This window comes from Methylobacterium aquaticum (assembly GCF_001043915.1).
In the GTDB taxonomy this organism is placed as follows: Bacteria; Pseudomonadota; Alphaproteobacteria; order Rhizobiales; family Beijerinckiaceae; genus Methylobacterium; species Methylobacterium aquaticum.
The window spans coordinates 1-14757 of record NZ_LABX01000244.1; the positions used below are offsets into that span (position 1 = coordinate 1).

Sequence of the window (14757 nt, forward strand, 5' to 3'; positions counted from 1 at the left end):
GCGAGTGGGAGAGCCCAGCGCCGGCAGGATTCACGCCACTGTCGTGCACTATGGATAGTGACGCACCATAGCTTGCACGCGCGCGTCGAATTGCGAGAATGAACGACGAAATATTCTCGATAAGTCGGCCGTTTACTTCGCCAAGCCCGGTTCTTCGCCAAGTCCGGTTGCGCTGGCGCGCGACGATGCGCGTCGCGTTGCCGGTCATGGAGCGGCTCGATCCCGCCGGGGGGCGGGTCGCGTTTTCGATGACACCCGATATCGACGGTCGATGATAAGCCGCCTTTCGTTCCGGCCTCTCAGCTCGCCTTCGTCCATTCACGCGGGGTTGCAGAGGGCATCGTCCCATGACGGTGGCAGAGCGAAGCGAGGTTTTGTTCTGTGACGTCGGCGGCGTGACGTTGCCAAAGCCCGCTCGCGCCAGAGCACCCGTCGCACGCTGGCCCGCGCATCCGACACGGTGGAGATTTGGGGTACCAGGCGGCCTGCCTCGCCTTGCACTCGCGGACGGGCCGTCGCGCGGTCAGCAGGGTGACGATCGAGAACAGGGCGAGCAGACAGGGCGTGGTGCGGGCGATCGCCTTGTCTGACCATTGGCGCTGAGTCTCGACGCCCAGATGCGCGCGGGTCTCCTGGAACGTGACCTCGACGCTCCAGCGCCGCACGAACCAGGTCACGATCTGCTCCGGGTCACCGGTCAGGTCAGAGCACAGCAGCGCTTGAGGCGCAAAACGCTCCTCGGGGTCGCGGATCAGCACCCTGCGGACCGGCACCAGCGGCAGACCCGCGTGCCACCAGACGGCCGTGTCGCCGGCGGGTGACGACCGTCACGCCGCGGCGGCTCAGGGCGCCGGGAAAGGAGGGCCGCAAAGCCGCTGTCGGCCGACGACTGGTGGACGAACAACGGCGCGAAAGCCAGGATGATCCCGGCGAAGCGGGCGGGCAGGTCCGGCATAGCGGTGTCGCTTAGTCGAAACCGCGCCAGCCTACCCGGCACGCCTGCTTCGTCACCCCCGCTCGGCCCGGGCCTCCGACCCGCCGAAATTCGACAAAGTCGAGCTTAGCCGTTGTCTCGTCATCGAGCGAGCCGACGGAGGGCGGATTTGCCAGCACGAGCGAGTAGCGATCGACGTCTCCGCCATGCTCTTCGACCAGAGAATCCTTGTAGCGGATATCCGTTTCTCTCCACCATGCAGCAACATGTTCATTGAGCCGATGCACAACATCGTGCCTTCAAAGTCGAAGCTGCGGAACATTTCGCCGTCGAAAGGCTCGCATAGTGCCGCGCATCGGAAGATTTTTTTGGGGGGTATCACGCAAGTCTTAGCCGGCGCCGACGAGGAAGCCGCAGGTGCCCGAGGCCGGATCGCAGATCACGTCCTTCGGGCGGGCGCGGTCATCTCGCCATCAGCTCGATGATGTGGCGCGGCGTGCGGAACTGTCCGTTCTGGCCGGCGCTCGCGATCTTGCCGAGGATGTATTCATAGAGGTCGCCCTTGGTGTCGCGATCCTCCGTCGGCACGTCGGCCAGGAGATCGACCACCTTCGCCAGGAGGCCCGGCGTCGGAATCGTAAAGCGCGCATCCGTCATGTGCGCGGCATGCGCCGTGTCCGCGCCCGCCATGGTGCGGATGAAGGGGAAGACGTGATCGGCGACGATCGCGACCATCTGCGCCGGCGCCTTGTTGCGGAAGCACGACCAGCGCCTCTCCTCGTAAGGGAGGCCGCCCGCCTGGCCGATGCCGTCCTTTCCTTCGGGAAAAATCCGCCGCGCCATCGGCTTGCCGAGGCGGTTCGCCTTGTTCTCCTCCCGCGTATGCGCGTCTTCGAGCCCGCGGATGAACAGCAGGTAGGTGATCTGCTCCATCACCTCGAGCGGGTTGGCGATGCCGCCCGACCAGAAGGCGTTCCACACCGTGTCGATCTTGTTGCGCAGTTCGCCTGTCAGCATGCCGATCCTCCAGCGGCCGTTTCTGTCACGGCGGCGCGCTCAGCGGCAACGGCGCGGCTGCCGGGACGATCGATTTGCGCTTAAGGTTGCGCATCGGCGACACGGGGTTGCGGATCGATCCGCCATACGGCGGACAGAGGCCGGATGCGAGGCGGGACGGTCGATGGAGAGACACCGCGTCACCGGGCGCCTGATCAAGCTGTTCATCACCGGCGACGATCCACGCTCGCTGCGCACGGTCGAGCTCGACAACTGGTGGGGCATGGCCGTGATGGGCCGGCGTTCCTACTTCAAGAAGGCGCTCGCGCGCGACGAGCTGTCGCGCTCCTGCATCTACCTCCTGATCCGCAGCGCCGGGGGAGACGACCTGCCGGAGGTCTATGTCGGGGAGAGCGACGACTTCGTGCAGCGCTATGCGGCATCGCCCTTCCCCATCCCGTTCGACAGCTTCGTGGTCTTCACCAACAAGGACGACAACCTGACCCGCGCCCACGTGAAGTGGCTGGAGCGCGAGGTCTGGGAGCTGCTCAGCCAAAACGAGGGCAAGGTCCGGATCGCCAACCGCTCGACGCCGACCGGCTCCAAGCTGCCGGAGGCCGAAACGGCCAGCATGGGCACGTTCCTCGGCAACATGATCTACGTGCTCGAGGCTCTCGGCTTCGCCTTCTTCGAGGAGCCTGGAGCGAGTCTGGTGGCTCCGACGGACGTGCCCGTGGCGCCAGCCCAGCCGCCTGTAGCGCAGAGCTTCTTTGCGAGCGCACAGCCGCGCAGCGAGACCCACAAAGCCTATCTCGACATGATCGGCGACGGCTATGTGCTCCGCGCCGGTTCGCTCATCAGCCCAACCACGACCGACAGTTTGCCCGCGAATGTCGGCAAGTTGCGCGAGCAGCTCGCCGGTGAGAACGCGCTCGTGCCGCAGGACGGCTGCCTGCGGCTGACCAAGGACATCTCCTTCACGAGTCCCTCGCCGGCCTCGGCGCTGGTCAAGGGCCGCAGCTCGACGGGGCATGGTGACTGGATCAGGATCACGGATCGGAAGCGGCTCGGCGACGTGCTTCGCGAACGTGATGTGCTGGGTGAGGGGGCTGTGCCTCTGCGGAGCGCCGGCCCGTGAGCGCGCCTGTGACGACCAGCATCATCGGCTTCGATTCGGCCTGGACCGACAACCCTCGTGCGCCGGGGGCGATCTGCACAATCCGCATCGACCGGACCGGGCGCCGCACCCTCGTGCCGCCGCGCCTCGCCTCGTTCGCCGAGGCCCTCGCGGCGATCGAAGCGGAGGGCGCGGCCAGCGACTTGCGCCTCGTCGCCCTCGACCAGCCGACCCTGGTGCCGAACGCGACCGGGATGCGCCCGGTCGATCGGGTCGCGGCCTCCCTGATCTCCTGGCTCGGCGGCGGGGTGCAGCCGGCGAACCGAGCAAAGATCGGGATGTTCGACGACACGGCTCCGCTCTGGCGCTTCAAGCAGCGGCTCGGCGCAATCGAGGACCCAGAGGCTTCGCGGGAGGCCTCGCGCGGCCTCTACCTGATGGAGGTCTTCCCCGCCCTGGCGATGCCATCTCTCGATGCCGCCTTCGACGGCCGCCTGCGCGGACCGCGCTACAACCCGGCCCGCCGCAACACCTTCACGCTGGCGGGCTGGCAAGCGGTGATCGCGGCGGTTCGGAAACAGGCCATCGCGGCCGAAGTCGCAGGGCTCGCGGACTGGGCCGACGACCTGGCGCGGATCGAGACCCCGCGCAAGGCCGACCAGGATCGGCTTGACGCGGTGCTCTGTGCCCTCATCGGGCTGCACTGGCACGTCCAGCCGCGAGAGACCTCGATCATGATCGGCGACCGCATTGCGGGCTACATGGTGGCGCCGGCGAGCCCTTCAGTCCGGGCGCGGCTCGAGACTGCCGCGAAGGCTTACGCCGTTCCGGTCGACCTCGAGCGCCGCGTCACGACTTCGGCCAGCGACGGGCCTTGAAGGTGGTCTCTTTGCCGTTCCAGAAGGCGATCTCGCCGTGGATCGTGTCGACGCCCTTGCATTCGGCCCAGCCCTCGCCGGAGACCTCATCACCCTCGTCCGAGCCCTGGAACCGGAAACCGACATCGGTCTGGCTGTAGGCGCAGTCGAGAGCCGCGACGACCGCTCCGAAGCGGAACTCGCCCGCTCCATTCTGCTCGAATGCAATGAAGGCCGGCTCGACGAGATCGAGATAGTCGTTGTCCCAGGTGCCAGTCTCGGTGATGCGCCAGCGGCCCTGGAGCCGCTCCTGGATGCTGCTCATGCGACCTACTTCCTGTCGGGTGGAGGGATGATCATGACCGGCGAGAATTCGATGTCACGAGACGCGATCCTCTCGCAGTATCGGCCGATCCGGCGCGCGATCCAGGCCGTCCTCGCGCAGGCCGTGCACGCCTGCAAGAAGCCCGACCTCGACCGGGCCGCCAAGCACCTCGGCCTCGTGGACAACGCGCAACTCGAAGACGACACGATCTTCGACATGCTGTGCGACGTGGCGCTGTTCGAGCCCAACCAGCGCGGCCGGCGCGTCTTTGACAGCTTCCTCCGCGATCGCCTCGCCGCCCTCGACCCGACCGAGCAGGACGTCGCCCGCCGGATGGGTGATGCATTCGTGTCGATCTTCCGGGTGGCCGAGCGGCACGCGCAGGCCGGCCTTTGGCTCGAGGATCTGATGGCGGCTGGACGCCGCTTCTGGCTCGTCGACGAAGGCATCGAAGCCTCGGCACCTCAGGGCCTCGTGATCGGCATGCGGCTGTTCGAGGCCGGGCCGTTCCATGCCGGCTTCGGCATCATCGTCGAGCCGCGAGAGGATCTGGTCGCGTTCTGCACGCGGGCCGCCGCTCGCGGCGACCGCCTGCCGATTCGCCACTCGCTGGCGGCCGCGCTCTACGCCGACGACATCCAGGCGCGAAGCCTAACGGTCGTCGAGGAGGTGGACATACCTGAGGCTGTTGTCGAAGCCCCGATGCGAGAGGCCGGCGCTCCCCAAGACACGCCCATGGCACGGCCTCGCCGGGGCCGCAGACAGCCGAAGTGAGGCGCAGCCGGCACACCAGCGGCACGCGGCGTCGGCCGCGCCGCACGCCGTCCGCACCCGGGGCACGATACCGACTCCTCCGCGCCCAACCTCGCCTCCCCCGGCGCAGCCGACACGATTCGACCGTGTGACCTTTGCCGCAGGAGCCTTCGCCCGGATCCCTTTGAGCGGCCTCGCGATCCCTTTCCCTGTTGCGCTCCGGGCGGAGCCGGGCTAGAGAGGCTTCGCGGTCAGCACCCGTAGCTCAGCTGGATAGAGCGTTGCCCTCCGAAGGTGGAGGACGAGTAGAGCCGGTGCTAGATCGACATCATGATCCATGAAGGACTTAGCGCTCTGCAAGCTCTGCTTGAGCTATTGGGAGCCTGTCCGAGGCACAAATGGGCCGCATCGGGCCGCGGAGAGCGATCCGGGCGCCCAGGACTTGAGTCCGCCGTCCCTGAGCTATCGACGGAGCCCGACCAAGCCGCGTTCGGGCGTGGGCGCGTTCGGCAGCGCGGATCACGAAGTCCAAGAAAATCCGACCCTCATCGTGAGGGGTGCCTTATGTGCTCATGGCGCTCCTGGCCCAGCCCTTGGCGGGTGCGATCCTTGGCGGTCCGGCCCCTGCGAGGGACGTAGAGAAGCTCCGGCACGGTCATGATCCCATCAGCTTGACCGCTCGAAGGGCCGTTCGGGTTAGAAAGCCGTCGTTCGCGACATGCCATAAACGGCCAATGCCGCCTCGATCGACCACCGTGGAAATCCCACTCGACGTGCCGCTGCTGCTGACAGCACGGTGGCAGCAGCGCTCCCCTACCGGTGGGTCCTCGACACTCCGAAGCAAGGATGCAGGACCCATGATCAACGCCCTCTCTCACGTGAACTGGCTCGCCGTCCTGGTCGCTAGTGCCGCACATTTCATCCTTGGCGGCATCTGGTTCGCCGCGCTCGTGGGCGACCACTACGCCGCCGCGCTCGGCATCGCCGATCAGCCGCGGCAGAAGCCCGGACCGTTGTTCCTTGCCGGTCCGTTTGTGTGCGGTGCGATTACCATCACGACTACCGCGACCTTACTGCGCGCGCTCGGCATCACGACCTACAGCGACGCGCTCGCCCTGGGCGCGCTCGTTGGTGTCGGCTATCTCGTGCCGATGACCGTCACCATCGCGATCAATCCGCTCTTCCCGCGGCCCTTCGCTTACGCGCTCCTCAACGCGCCGTTCTTCGTCGCTGGCAGCCTGATGTCGTGCGCGATCCTGGTGGCGCTGTCATAGAGCCTTCCGCTATCGGAGCCGGGCCATGCGCCGCGCCGACCGCCTCTTCGAGATCATCCAGGTGCTGCGCCGCGCTTCCGGCCCGTTGACCGCCGATCGGATCGCCGCTGAACTGGAGACGAGCAAGCGCACGATCTACCGCGACATCGATGCGCTCGTCGCCCAGCGGGTGCCGATCAGGGGTGAGGCTGGCGTCGGCTACGTTCTCGATCGGGGCTTCGATCTACCGCCGCTGATGCTCACCGTGGACGAGGTGGAAGCGGTCGCGCTCGGTGCGCAGTGGGTGCTCGCGAACGCTGATACGGCGCTGGCGCGCGCCGCGCACAGCGTGCTCGCCAAGATCGCCGCGATCGTGCCAGAGGAGCTGCGCCCGGTGATTGACGATCCCGTGGTTGGAACCCCGCCTGCGCGCGAGCGTAATGGCGACCAGATCGATGTCGCACGCCTCCGGAAGTGGTGCCGCGAGGGGCGGAAGCTTGCCATCGGCTACGTCGATGAGTCCGGCTCCGTCAGCGAACGTATCGTGAGACCCTTCATGGTGGGCTACGTCGCAACCGTTCGCGTCGTCATGGCCTGGTGCGAGTTGCGGCAGGATTTTCGGATCTTCCGCACCGACCGCCTGACGGCGATTGAGTTCCTCGACCAGCGTTACCCTGAGCGTTCCGTTGCCCTGCGCCGCCGCTGGCTGGCGACGATGGGCGAGAGGCACGCCGTCGTTCAACCCGCTGGCTAATGGCTAGGTCGAGAAAGCGAGAGCACCCGTCGATCGAAGGTCGGTAACGGGTGGTAGCGGCAGGTCGATCTCGCTGTGAGACGGGTGGTTGCCGAACTCAATGATCGACGGTAATTTTGCCCTGTCGCGAAAAACGACAGCCCCCTCTGGGCTCGTCGAATACACGTCACCCACGCACCTCGTGTGGCTCGACCAGCGTCTCCGAAACAACAGCCCGACACCGTCGGGCAACCGTAGTGATCAGCGCTCAGACGGGCTGGATCACATACGGTCGCGGGAGCGCAGCCATGCGACAGTCCATCACGATCCTCGGCGCGGGCCTTGGTGGCCTCGTGCTGGCCCGCATCCTCCACATCCACGGGATCGCGGCTGCGATCTACGAGGCCGAGCCCTCGGTCGATGCGCGAGCGCAGGGCGGCCTGCTCGACATCCACGAGCGTAGCGGACAGATCGCCTTGAGGGCCGCGGGGCTCCATGACGACTTCCTCCGCCTCGTGCGCGCTGGCGAAGACGCCAAGCGCGTCGTCGATCAGGGGGGCGTCATCCTGTTTGACCGACCCGGCGATTCCGCGGGCCATCGGCCCGAAGTCGATCGCGGTGACCTGCGGCGGATGCTCGTCGCCGCGCTCCCCCCGGAAACGATCCACTGGGGCCATAAGGCGATCAGGGTCACCGGGTGCGGGGACGGGCGGCACGCGGTCGCCTTCACGAACGGCGCGACGATCACGACCGACCTGCTCGTGGGGGCGGACGGAGCGTGGTCGAAAGTCCGCCCCATGCTTTCGCGGGCGACGCCAGCCTATACGGGTATCTCGTTCGTCGAGACGACCATCCACGACGGCGACGCGCGCCGCAAGGCCAGCTCGGATGCGATCGGGGGAGGCACGCTGATGGCCGTGGCACCGGGCCAGGGCATTCTGGCTCACAGGCACGCGGACGGACGGCTGCAAACATACACGGCACTGGCAAGGCCGGAGCCCTGGTTCGATGCCATCGACTTCCGTGACGCGGAGGCGGCACTGGCCCGCGTCGCGGCGGAGTTCGCGGGGTGGGCATCGCACCTCACCGCTCTCATCACGACGAGCGACGCCGATCCCGTCCTTCGCCCCATCCACGCGCTGCCGGTTGGTCACAGCTGGGATTATAGACCCGGCCTGACCTTGCTGGGCGACGCCGCGCACCTGATGTCCCCGTTTGCAGGCGAGGGGGCGAACCTCGCCCTCTATGATGGTGCAGAACTCGCCAGAGCGATCGTCGCGGCGCTTGGCGACATCGGCACGGCACTTGCCGCATACGAACGCGAGCTGTTCCCCCGCAGCGCCGAGATCGCCGATGCGTCTGCGCAAAATCTGGTGCAATTCTTCGGCGCTGACGCACCCTACAGCGTGGTTTCGATGCTCGCACCCAAAGCTTCTACGAGCGTCGGCAATGGGTGAAAAGCGGATGCAATGCATAGGGTATTAAGAGCCATTGACAGCCTAAGCACCTGGCAAGATGGCATTCCACGATCGACCCCTTGCAGCAGCGACAGCCAGGACCGTTCCATGAAACTGCCCTCTCTATCTTATACACCTGTTCATTGGGACGCCTTACCTGCAAACGAACATCAAGGAGAAACTGGAACGGCGCTGTGGCGGACGCTCAACAACGGTGACGTGAGAATGCGCGTAGTCGAACTCTCACCGGGTTATCTGGCCGACCATTGGTGCGATCGTGGACACATCGTCTACGTGCTTGAGGGGGAAGTGACGAGTGAACTGAAAGATGGTCGCAACTTCATCATGAAGCCGGGCATGGGCTACACGGTGTCGGACTTTGGCGACGCGGCGCATCGATCGTGGACGAAGGATGGTGCCCGGCTCTTCATCGTGGACTAGGGTTCGAGGCCCGGGAAGGACCGACGGCTGCCGTTTGTCCTCAACAGTCGGTCCTAAGGCCAAGGCATCCTGAACCCGTGGCTTCCGTCCGGTATCGGCCTCACGCTACCGGCCGATTGAGCAGCACCCAGAGGCGCGCGATCCTGCCATCCACGACCTCGGCCACGTCCGCTCCAGTGACTGCGACGGGTCCGCCGTCCGGACCCGCCTGCCACTGCAGCGAACCCAGTCCGTGATGCCCTACGGTGGTGCCAACGGGTGTGAACCGGAAGGTCGGTCCGAACTGCTCCAGCAGGTTGCCGGCGACCATGGAGATGGCGGACCGCCCCTCAACGACATTGGTTGGTTCGAACATGACCGGCTCTGCCACGTAGAGCTCGTCCAGTGCAGCAGCCCGCCTGCTGGCGTCGCGCTCGTTGAAGACGCGTTCGAGGTTGGCCCGCAGTAAGCGGTCGTAGTCGGGTTCCGGCGCCTGTGGTGCGGCATGCGTGAGCTCGGACATGACTGATCTCCTTCGGTGCAGGCGGATCGCATCGGGAGCGAGAAAGGGGTCGCTCCAGCGTCCTTCATCAAGCCAGGTAGCCGCCATCGGCGGTCAAGGCGGCCCCGGTGATAAAGCCAGCTTCTGGCCCGCTCAGAAAAGCCGCAAGCGCCGCGATTTCGGTGTCCTGCCCCATGCGCCCGAGCGCGATCAGCGGGATGAGCATGGTCTCCATGCCGGCTGACATCTCGCTCGCGACCGGACCGGGCTGAATGGTGTTGACGGTGATGCCGCGGGGACCGAGGTCGCGAGCCAAGCCGCGGGTCAGGGAGGCCACTGCCGCCTTGGTCATGCTGTAGACGGTCGTGCCCGGAAAGCCGCTGCGCTCGGCCCCGACGCTGCCGACTGAGATGATCCGGCCGCCCTCCCGCATGTGGCGCGCGGCCTCCCGGGCGGCGACGAACACGGCCCGAATGTTGACCGCGACCTGACGGTCGAAGTCGGCCAGTTCGATATCGTCGATCGCGCCGGGAACGAGGATGCCGGCATTGTTGACGAGGATGTCGAGCCGGCCGAACCGCTCGACGGTGGTCTGCACGGCCTCGCGGACGGCGACTGGGTCGGCGCTGTCCGCCTTCAGGGCGGCAACCGAGGCTGCCGAAGACGCGAGGTCCGCGGCGAGGGCCTCGGCGCGATCCGTAGAGGCTGAGTAGGTGAAGGCGACGGTGGCGCCTTCCCGGCTCAGGCAGCGCACGATGGCGGCCCCGATGCCTCGAGACCCACCCGTGACCAGGGCGACTTTACCGGTGAGAGACGGCGACATGGGGAATTCCTTGAAGGCTCGTATCGCAAGACGGGCTTCGTCGGGTGCAGGCGATCAGACGAGGCGAGCGCCGCCATCGACGTGCAGGGTCTCGCCGTTCATGAAGCCATTGCTCATCAGGAAGACGACCGCCGCTCCTGCTTCGTCGGCGGTGCCGAGGCGCCGCTGTGGCAGCTTCTCGGTCAGCGCGGCGACGTAGGCGTCCCGGTGGGCGCCCAGCGTGCGGGCGAGAAGCGGCGTGTCAGTCGTGCCGGGCGACAGGGTGTTGACCCGCACCGGCGCCATCTCCAAGGCGAGACCGCGGGCGAAGGCCTCCATCGCGGCTGAAGCGGCGGCGAGCACCGCAGTGCCCTGAGCGTTCGGGCGGTCGGCCAGGGCACCCGAGATGAAGGTGACCGATCCGTCCTTCGCCATTCGGTCGCCGAGGGCGCGAAGGGTGTGGACGGCGGCCCAGATGCGCTCGTCGAAGGCCCGCTTCAGGTAGTCGACCTCGGCCTCCAGGACCTTGCCGGCCACGAAAGTGCCGGCGAGCAGCACGAGGTGGTCGACGTGGGGAATGTCGGTCAGCGCCGCCGCAATGGTCTCGGGCCGGGTCACGTCGGCGGCGCGCCAGCCAGTGAAGCCGTTCTCCGCCGCGACCCGCTCGGCGCCCTCGGCATTGAAGCCGACCGCGATGACCTGAGCGCCCGCTGCCTTGGCCTGCTGGGCGGCAGCGAGGCCGATGCCTGAGGTGCCGCCGAAGATGACGACGGTGCGGTCCTGGAGGTTGCTGCTCATGACGATGATCCTTCCCGGCGGCGCTACAGCGCCCGTGGGAAGAAGAATGGCCGGTCTACCTGCGCTTGATAATCAGGCCTGTTTTCGTTTCAATCATGCCGCCATGGAACAGATCGGTCTCGACCGCCTCACCGGTATCATCGCCTTCGCGCGCTCCGCCTCGCTCGGCAGCTACACGGCCGCCGCGCGCTCCCTCGGCATCTCGCCCTCCGCGGTCAGCAAGAGCGTGCAGCGGCTGGAAGAGCGGCTGGGCCTGAGCCTGTTCACCCGCACCACGCGCTCGCTGACCCTGACGCCGGAAGGTCGCGACCTGCATGAGCGTGCGCTGCGGCTCCTGCGCGAGGCCGAGGAGATCGAGCAGGCTGCGGTGGCGGCACGCTCCGAGCCTGCCGGCACCGTGAAGGTGACGGCGCCGATCCCTATCGGCATGCACCTGCTTGCCCCGGCCCTGCCGCGGTTCCGCGAGCGCTACCCGCGTCTGTCCGTCGACCTGCGCCTGGGCGACCGTTTCGCCGACATCATCGAGGAGGGAATCGACGTCGCGATCCGCGTGGGCGAACTCGCCGACTCCCGCTTGGTCGCCCGGCGTCTCGCACCGCATTGGCTCTGTGCCTTCGCCTCGCCAGCCTACCTGGAGCGTCGCGGGACGCCGCGGCATCCGGATGACTTAGTCCACCACGACTGCGTGAACTTCCGCTTCCAGAGCACGGGCCAGGCCCTACGCTGGCCGTTCCGGATCGGTGAGCGCACGGTCGAACTCACGCCGAACGCCGGCATCGTCACGGATTTCAGCGACGCCGTGGCGGCCGTCCTGGTGGCCGGCGGCGGCATAGGCATCTCGCCAGTCTACATTGCAGCTCCCTACGTCGAGCGAGGCGTGTTGGTGCCAGTCCTGCAGAAATTCGCCGTTGAGCGGTCGGTTGTCACAGCACTGTGGCCGGAGAGCCGGCGCGGCAACCCAAATGTGAAAGCCTTCCTGGCTTTCCTTGAGGAGGTGTTCCCATCCCCTGCACCCTGGGACAGGCTGCTCTCCGCAAGCGTAGAGATCGAGCAGGAGACGCCAGCCCCATGGGTGTGACGCCCATGGTGAGTCACGGCAAGCGGACGTGATGATGGCCTAAACGGTGTCCGCCTTCCGCCTTGAAGCAGACCGTCAAAGAGATCAGGCTGTTGTCCGAAAGGGGAGAACTCCGCCTCTCTATCGGGAAGCTGACCTTCTCGTTCCTATACATACCGTTCGCAACGATTGGCATCAGCGTCTCTCGAAGCAGCTACCCATCGACGATCTGAGTTTAAGCTACTTGAGAACGCGAGCATCAACCGCAGGATTTCCGACCCTCAAAGATTCGGAAACTCTTTCGCCAAATGGTCGATGAGGGCGCGGACAGAGGGCGGTAGGCCGCGGCGGGTCGTGAAAACGAGATGGACGATGCCGTCCCGGCTCCGCCAGTCCCGGAAGACGCGAACAAGTTTTCTGGAGCTGATGTGCACCGCACAGACGTGATCGGGCAGGAAGGCAACACCGAGACCGTCTGCAGCGGCATCGCAGAGAACGGCGTAGTCGGCGCAGGTCAGCCGCGGCTCGTGACGCAGCACCTGCGCCGTCCCGTTCTCGCGCTCCAGCATCCAGGTGGTTTCGCCTGCATCGTCGCTCGTGCCCATGGTCGGGACGGAGGCAAGGTCGGCAAGGTCGGCGCCGAGGCCGCTCGCGACCTGCGGGCTGGCGACGAGGATCCAGCGGGAGTGTCCGAGCGACCGCATCGTGAGAGATGCATCGCTCGTCAGCTCGTGGCGGACGCGGAGCGCAACGTCGATCCGCTCTTCAATCAGATCGACGGGTCGATCCGTCACGACAAGTTGGAGCTGGACCTTAGGAAAGCGGTCGAGGAACTTGCGCATGATAGGGGATACCACCTTCACAAGGTTCCGCGGGCAACTCATGCGGATGCGCCCGTATGGTTCGGCTTGAGCTTCCGCGATCAGCGCCTCGGCCCGCTCCGCCTCCAGCATTATGGCGCGGCAGCGCTCGTAGAAGGTCTGCCCAACCTCGGTGACCCGGAAGCGCCGGCTAGAGCGCTCGATGAGCCGCACCCCGAGCCGGGCCTCCAGGGCCGAGACACGGCGGCTCAGCTTCGATTTCGGTTCGCGAAGCGCTCGACCTGCAGCGGTGAAACCGCCATGGGCGACCACTTCGGCGAAAGTGACGTAGTCGTTGAGGTCTGGGCGCATCATCGTTCTCCAATTAGAACGCTACGTGCCACTTTCTCAGCCTGTTCGCATCATCGTTCCGGGCGCATCTCTCTCGGCAGCGGCTCACACGCGGCCGAATTATGGAGAACGACGATGACTAAGCGGTTCGAGAACAAGGTGGTGGTGGTGACCGGTGCCACCAGCGGCATCGGTCTAGCCATAGCTGAGGCCTTCTCGCGGGAAGGCGCATCCGTGTTCATCACTGGTCGCCGACAGGAGGCGCTCGACGCCGCAGCAAAGCGTATCGGCGGGCGCATCACCGGCGTCCAGGCTGACATGGCGCGGCTCGCCGACATCGACCGCCTCTACGATGCCGTCCAGCAGAAGCACGGTCAGATTGACGTCGTCGTCGCGAATGCTGGCGGCGGCGAGTTCGCGCCGCTCGGCGCCATCACTGAGGATCACTTTGACAAGACCTTCGACACCAACGTGAAGGGCACGCTGTTCACCGTCCAGAAGGCTCTCCCGCTTCTGAAGGATGGTGGTGCAGTCTTGCTGACGGGCTCGACCGCAGGCAGCGAAGGGACGCCGGCCTTCAGCGTCTACTCCGCCAGCAAGGCGGCAGTGCGCAACTTCGCGCGCACCTGGATCCTTGATCTGAAGGAGCGCCGCATCCGCGTCAACGTCGTCAGCCCAGGTGCGACGCGCACGCCGGGCCTAGTTGGACTGGCTGGCGAGGATACACAGAAGCAGCAGGGCCTCCTCGACTACCTGGGATCGCGCATTCCGCTCGGGCGGGTGGGTGAGCCCGAAGAGATCGCCAAGGCGGCGCTCTTCCTCGCGTCGGACGAGGCGAGCTTCGTCAACGGTGTCGAGTTCTTCGTTGACGGCGGCCAAGCCCAGATCTGATAAGGAGACGCCGTAGTCAGCGCCGAAGCGTGATGGGCCCGGGGCCGACTATCTGCTCCACGAGCGGTCTCTGCGCTTGCGACCCTCGGAAGACCTGAGGCAATCAATCCGCGTGCAAATATCTCAGAAGCTGTGCCTGATTAGGCAGCGACGATGCTTCACGCATTCCTATCAGGAGATTTAATGATGCCGAATAATGAAGAAATTATTCGCGAGCTCTATGCGTTTGCGGAGGCAAAATCCAAGGACACCGAAAAATTTGTCTCCCTGTTTGCCGAAGATGGCTACTTCTACGACGTTCCCGGCGGGCAGAAGTATCATGGGAAGGATATAGGACTGCCCGTTGATGTTATGGCTTCGGCGTTCCCTGATATGCATCGCGAACTCTACACGTTCTACGTCAAGGACGATGTGGTCATCGTCGAACTCGCCCTGCAGGGCACCCACAAGGGCGACTTTCCCATGGCCGGCGGCGTGCTGGCCCCGACCGGTCGGCGGATGGATGCGCCGTGCTGTGACGTGTTCCACATAAAGGATGGCAAGGTCAAATCCTTTCACTGCTACAATCTTCCGTCGGTTATCCTTCAGCAGCTGGGCGTTCTTGGGAACCTTGAGGCTGCGCTTGAGCGCTGAATAGATCGCCTCTGGTGTCTAATTCAGCCATGTGAGAACATTCGTTTCTGAAACGCTTAGGGTCAAAACCCATTCAAG

At 65.7% G+C, this 14757-nt stretch carries 18 protein-coding genes; 10 read left to right on the plus strand and 8 right to left on the minus strand.

All coding sequences use genetic code 11. From position 1 onward, the window contains the following. The 3 genes from VP06_RS37680 to VP06_RS38815 form a co-directional block, all read right to left on the minus strand. Window positions 1-208 (minus strand): hypothetical protein (locus VP06_RS37680; RefSeq protein WP_210168131.1); only part of this gene is annotated, 208 nt, incomplete at its 3' end. A gap of 91 nt (window positions 209-299) precedes the next feature. Beyond that, window positions 300-758 (minus strand): hypothetical protein, encoded by a 459-nt coding sequence (locus VP06_RS27165; RefSeq protein WP_245291329.1) that lies wholly within the window; start codon window positions 756-758, stop codon window positions 300-302. A gap of 638 nt (window positions 759-1396) precedes the next feature. After that, entirely contained in the window at window positions 1397-1951 is a 555-nt protein-coding gene (locus VP06_RS38815; RefSeq protein ID WP_053082057.1) for a type I restriction-modification system subunit M N-terminal domain-containing protein, read from the minus strand. Window positions 1952-2114: 163 nt separating this feature from the next. Between VP06_RS38815 and VP06_RS27175 the strand changes: the two genes are divergently transcribed. Together VP06_RS27175 and VP06_RS27180 are read left to right on the plus strand one after the other, a co-directional pair. Then, window positions 2115-3068, plus strand: a complete 954-nt coding sequence (locus tag VP06_RS27175) for a DUF4357 domain-containing protein (RefSeq protein WP_048466931.1) — start codon at window positions 2115-2117, stop codon at window positions 3066-3068. Further along, window positions 3065-3925: a DUF429 domain-containing protein gene (locus tag VP06_RS27180; protein ID WP_048466932.1), complete on the plus strand. Its 861-nt coding sequence runs from the start codon at window positions 3065-3067 to the stop codon at window positions 3923-3925. Before VP06_RS27175 ends, VP06_RS27180 begins: the two co-directional genes overlap by 4 nt. Here VP06_RS27180 and VP06_RS27185 read toward each other — a convergent pair. Beyond that, complete coding sequence (locus VP06_RS27185; protein WP_048466933.1) at window positions 3897-4229, minus strand: hypothetical protein; 333 nt, start codon at window positions 4227-4229, stop codon at window positions 3897-3899. The genes VP06_RS27180 and VP06_RS27185 overlap by 29 nt on opposite strands. A gap of 27 nt (window positions 4230-4256) precedes the next feature. On the opposite strand from VP06_RS27185, the gene VP06_RS27190 reads away from it, so the two are divergent. The 5 genes from VP06_RS27190 to VP06_RS27210 all read left to right on the plus strand — a co-directional run bounded on the left by VP06_RS27190 (window position 4257) and on the right by VP06_RS27210 (window position 8866). Continuing rightward, window positions 4257-5003: a DUF7986 domain-containing protein gene (locus VP06_RS27190; RefSeq protein ID WP_245291330.1), complete on the plus strand. Its 747-nt coding sequence runs from the start codon at window positions 4257-4259 to the stop codon at window positions 5001-5003. Window positions 5004-5839: 836 nt separating this feature from the next. Beyond that, a complete protein-coding gene (locus VP06_RS37390) occupies window positions 5840-6256 on the plus strand; it encodes a DUF1761 domain-containing protein (RefSeq protein ID WP_048466934.1) in 417 nt (138 codons plus the stop codon). A 25-nt stretch (window positions 6257-6281) separates the two neighbouring features. After that, window positions 6282-6989: a helix-turn-helix transcriptional regulator gene (locus VP06_RS27200; RefSeq protein ID WP_048466935.1), complete on the plus strand. Its 708-nt coding sequence runs from the start codon at window positions 6282-6284 to the stop codon at window positions 6987-6989. 287 nt (window positions 6990-7276) lie between these two features. Further along, window positions 7277-8425, plus strand: a complete 1149-nt coding sequence (locus VP06_RS27205; RefSeq protein WP_048466936.1) for an FAD-dependent oxidoreductase — start codon at window positions 7277-7279, stop codon at window positions 8423-8425. A 108-nt stretch (window positions 8426-8533) separates the two neighbouring features. Beyond that, on the plus strand, window positions 8534-8866 hold the full coding sequence (locus VP06_RS27210) for a DHCW motif cupin fold protein (protein ID WP_048466937.1): 333 nt from the start codon (window positions 8534-8536) through the stop codon (window positions 8864-8866). A gap of 100 nt (window positions 8867-8966) precedes the next feature. On the opposite strand, the gene VP06_RS27215 is transcribed toward VP06_RS27210, so the two are convergent. The 3 genes from VP06_RS27215 to VP06_RS27225 form a co-directional block, all read right to left on the minus strand. Beyond that, window positions 8967-9368: a nuclear transport factor 2 family protein gene (locus tag VP06_RS27215; protein WP_048466938.1), complete on the minus strand. Its 402-nt coding sequence runs from the start codon at window positions 9366-9368 to the stop codon at window positions 8967-8969. Window positions 9369-9435: 67 nt separating this feature from the next. Beyond that, the gene (locus VP06_RS27220) at window positions 9436-10170 is read right to left on the minus strand and encodes an SDR family oxidoreductase (RefSeq protein ID WP_048466939.1); all 735 of its coding nucleotides are present in this window, start codon (window positions 10168-10170) and stop codon (window positions 9436-9438) included. Window positions 10171-10224: 54 nt separating this feature from the next. Next, window positions 10225-10947 carry an SDR family oxidoreductase gene (locus tag VP06_RS27225; protein WP_048466940.1) on the minus strand — a complete coding sequence of 241 codons (723 nt, stop codon included), beginning with the start codon at window positions 10945-10947 and terminating at the stop codon, window positions 10225-10227. Between the two features lie 103 nt (window positions 10948-11050). Between VP06_RS27225 and VP06_RS27230 the strand changes: the two genes are divergently transcribed. Further along, entirely contained in the window at window positions 11051-12025 is a 975-nt protein-coding gene (locus VP06_RS27230) for a LysR family transcriptional regulator (RefSeq protein ID WP_048466941.1), read from the plus strand. A gap of 260 nt (window positions 12026-12285) precedes the next feature. Here the strand turns inward: VP06_RS27230 and VP06_RS27235 are convergent, their stop codons facing one another. Continuing rightward, a complete protein-coding gene (locus VP06_RS27235) occupies window positions 12286-13179 on the minus strand; it encodes a LysR substrate-binding domain-containing protein (RefSeq protein ID WP_048466942.1) in 894 nt (297 codons plus the stop codon). A 111-nt stretch (window positions 13180-13290) separates the two neighbouring features. Between VP06_RS27235 and VP06_RS27240 the strand changes: the two genes are divergently transcribed. Both VP06_RS27240 and VP06_RS27245 read left to right on the plus strand, forming a co-directional pair. Then, the gene (locus tag VP06_RS27240; protein ID WP_048466943.1) at window positions 13291-14046 is read left to right on the plus strand and encodes an SDR family NAD(P)-dependent oxidoreductase; all 756 of its coding nucleotides are present in this window, start codon (window positions 13291-13293) and stop codon (window positions 14044-14046) included. 183 nt (window positions 14047-14229) lie between these two features. Continuing rightward, window positions 14230-14679, plus strand: coding sequence for a nuclear transport factor 2 family protein (locus tag VP06_RS27245; protein ID WP_245291331.1), 450 nt, complete (start codon window positions 14230-14232; stop codon window positions 14677-14679). Window positions 14680-14757 lie beyond the last annotated feature (78 nt).

Excerpts from the sequence above, each read along its gene's own strand:
- VP06_RS27200 (WP_048466935.1), top strand. The coding sequence starts at position 6,282 with ATGCGCCGCGCCGACCGCCTCTTCGAGATCATCCAGGTGCTGCGCCGC.
- VP06_RS27205 (WP_048466936.1), top strand. The coding sequence starts at position 7,277 with ATGCGACAGTCCATCACGATCCTCGGCGCGGGCCTTGGTGGCCTCGTG.
- VP06_RS27210 (WP_048466937.1), top strand. The coding sequence starts at position 8,534 with ATGAAACTGCCCTCTCTATCTTATACACCTGTTCATTGGGACGCCTTA.
- VP06_RS27235 (WP_048466942.1), bottom strand. The coding sequence starts at position 13,179 with ATGATGCGCCCAGACCTCAACGACTACGTCACTTTCGCCGAAGTGGTC.
- VP06_RS27175 (WP_048466931.1), top strand. The coding sequence starts at position 2,115 with ATGGAGAGACACCGCGTCACCGGGCGCCTGATCAAGCTGTTCATCACC.
- VP06_RS27245 (WP_245291331.1), top strand. The coding sequence starts at position 14,230 with ATGATGCCGAATAATGAAGAAATTATTCGCGAGCTCTATGCGTTTGCG.
- VP06_RS27225 (WP_048466940.1), bottom strand. The coding sequence starts at position 10,947 with ATGAGCAGCAACCTCCAGGACCGCACCGTCGTCATCTTCGGCGGCACC.
- VP06_RS27240 (WP_048466943.1), top strand. The coding sequence starts at position 13,291 with ATGACTAAGCGGTTCGAGAACAAGGTGGTGGTGGTGACCGGTGCCACC.
- VP06_RS27185 (WP_048466933.1), bottom strand. The coding sequence starts at position 4,229 with ATGAGCAGCATCCAGGAGCGGCTCCAGGGCCGCTGGCGCATCACCGAG.
- VP06_RS27215 (WP_048466938.1), bottom strand. The coding sequence starts at position 9,368 with ATGTCCGAGCTCACGCATGCCGCACCACAGGCGCCGGAACCCGACTAC.
- VP06_RS27230 (WP_048466941.1), top strand. The coding sequence starts at position 11,051 with ATGGAACAGATCGGTCTCGACCGCCTCACCGGTATCATCGCCTTCGCG.
- VP06_RS37390 (WP_048466934.1), top strand. The coding sequence starts at position 5,840 with ATGATCAACGCCCTCTCTCACGTGAACTGGCTCGCCGTCCTGGTCGCT.
- VP06_RS38815 (WP_053082057.1), bottom strand. The coding sequence starts at position 1,951 with ATGCTGACAGGCGAACTGCGCAACAAGATCGACACGGTGTGGAACGCC.
- VP06_RS27220 (WP_048466939.1), bottom strand. The coding sequence starts at position 10,170 with ATGTCGCCGTCTCTCACCGGTAAAGTCGCCCTGGTCACGGGTGGGTCT.
- VP06_RS27190 (WP_245291330.1), top strand. The coding sequence starts at position 4,257 with ATGATCATGACCGGCGAGAATTCGATGTCACGAGACGCGATCCTCTCG.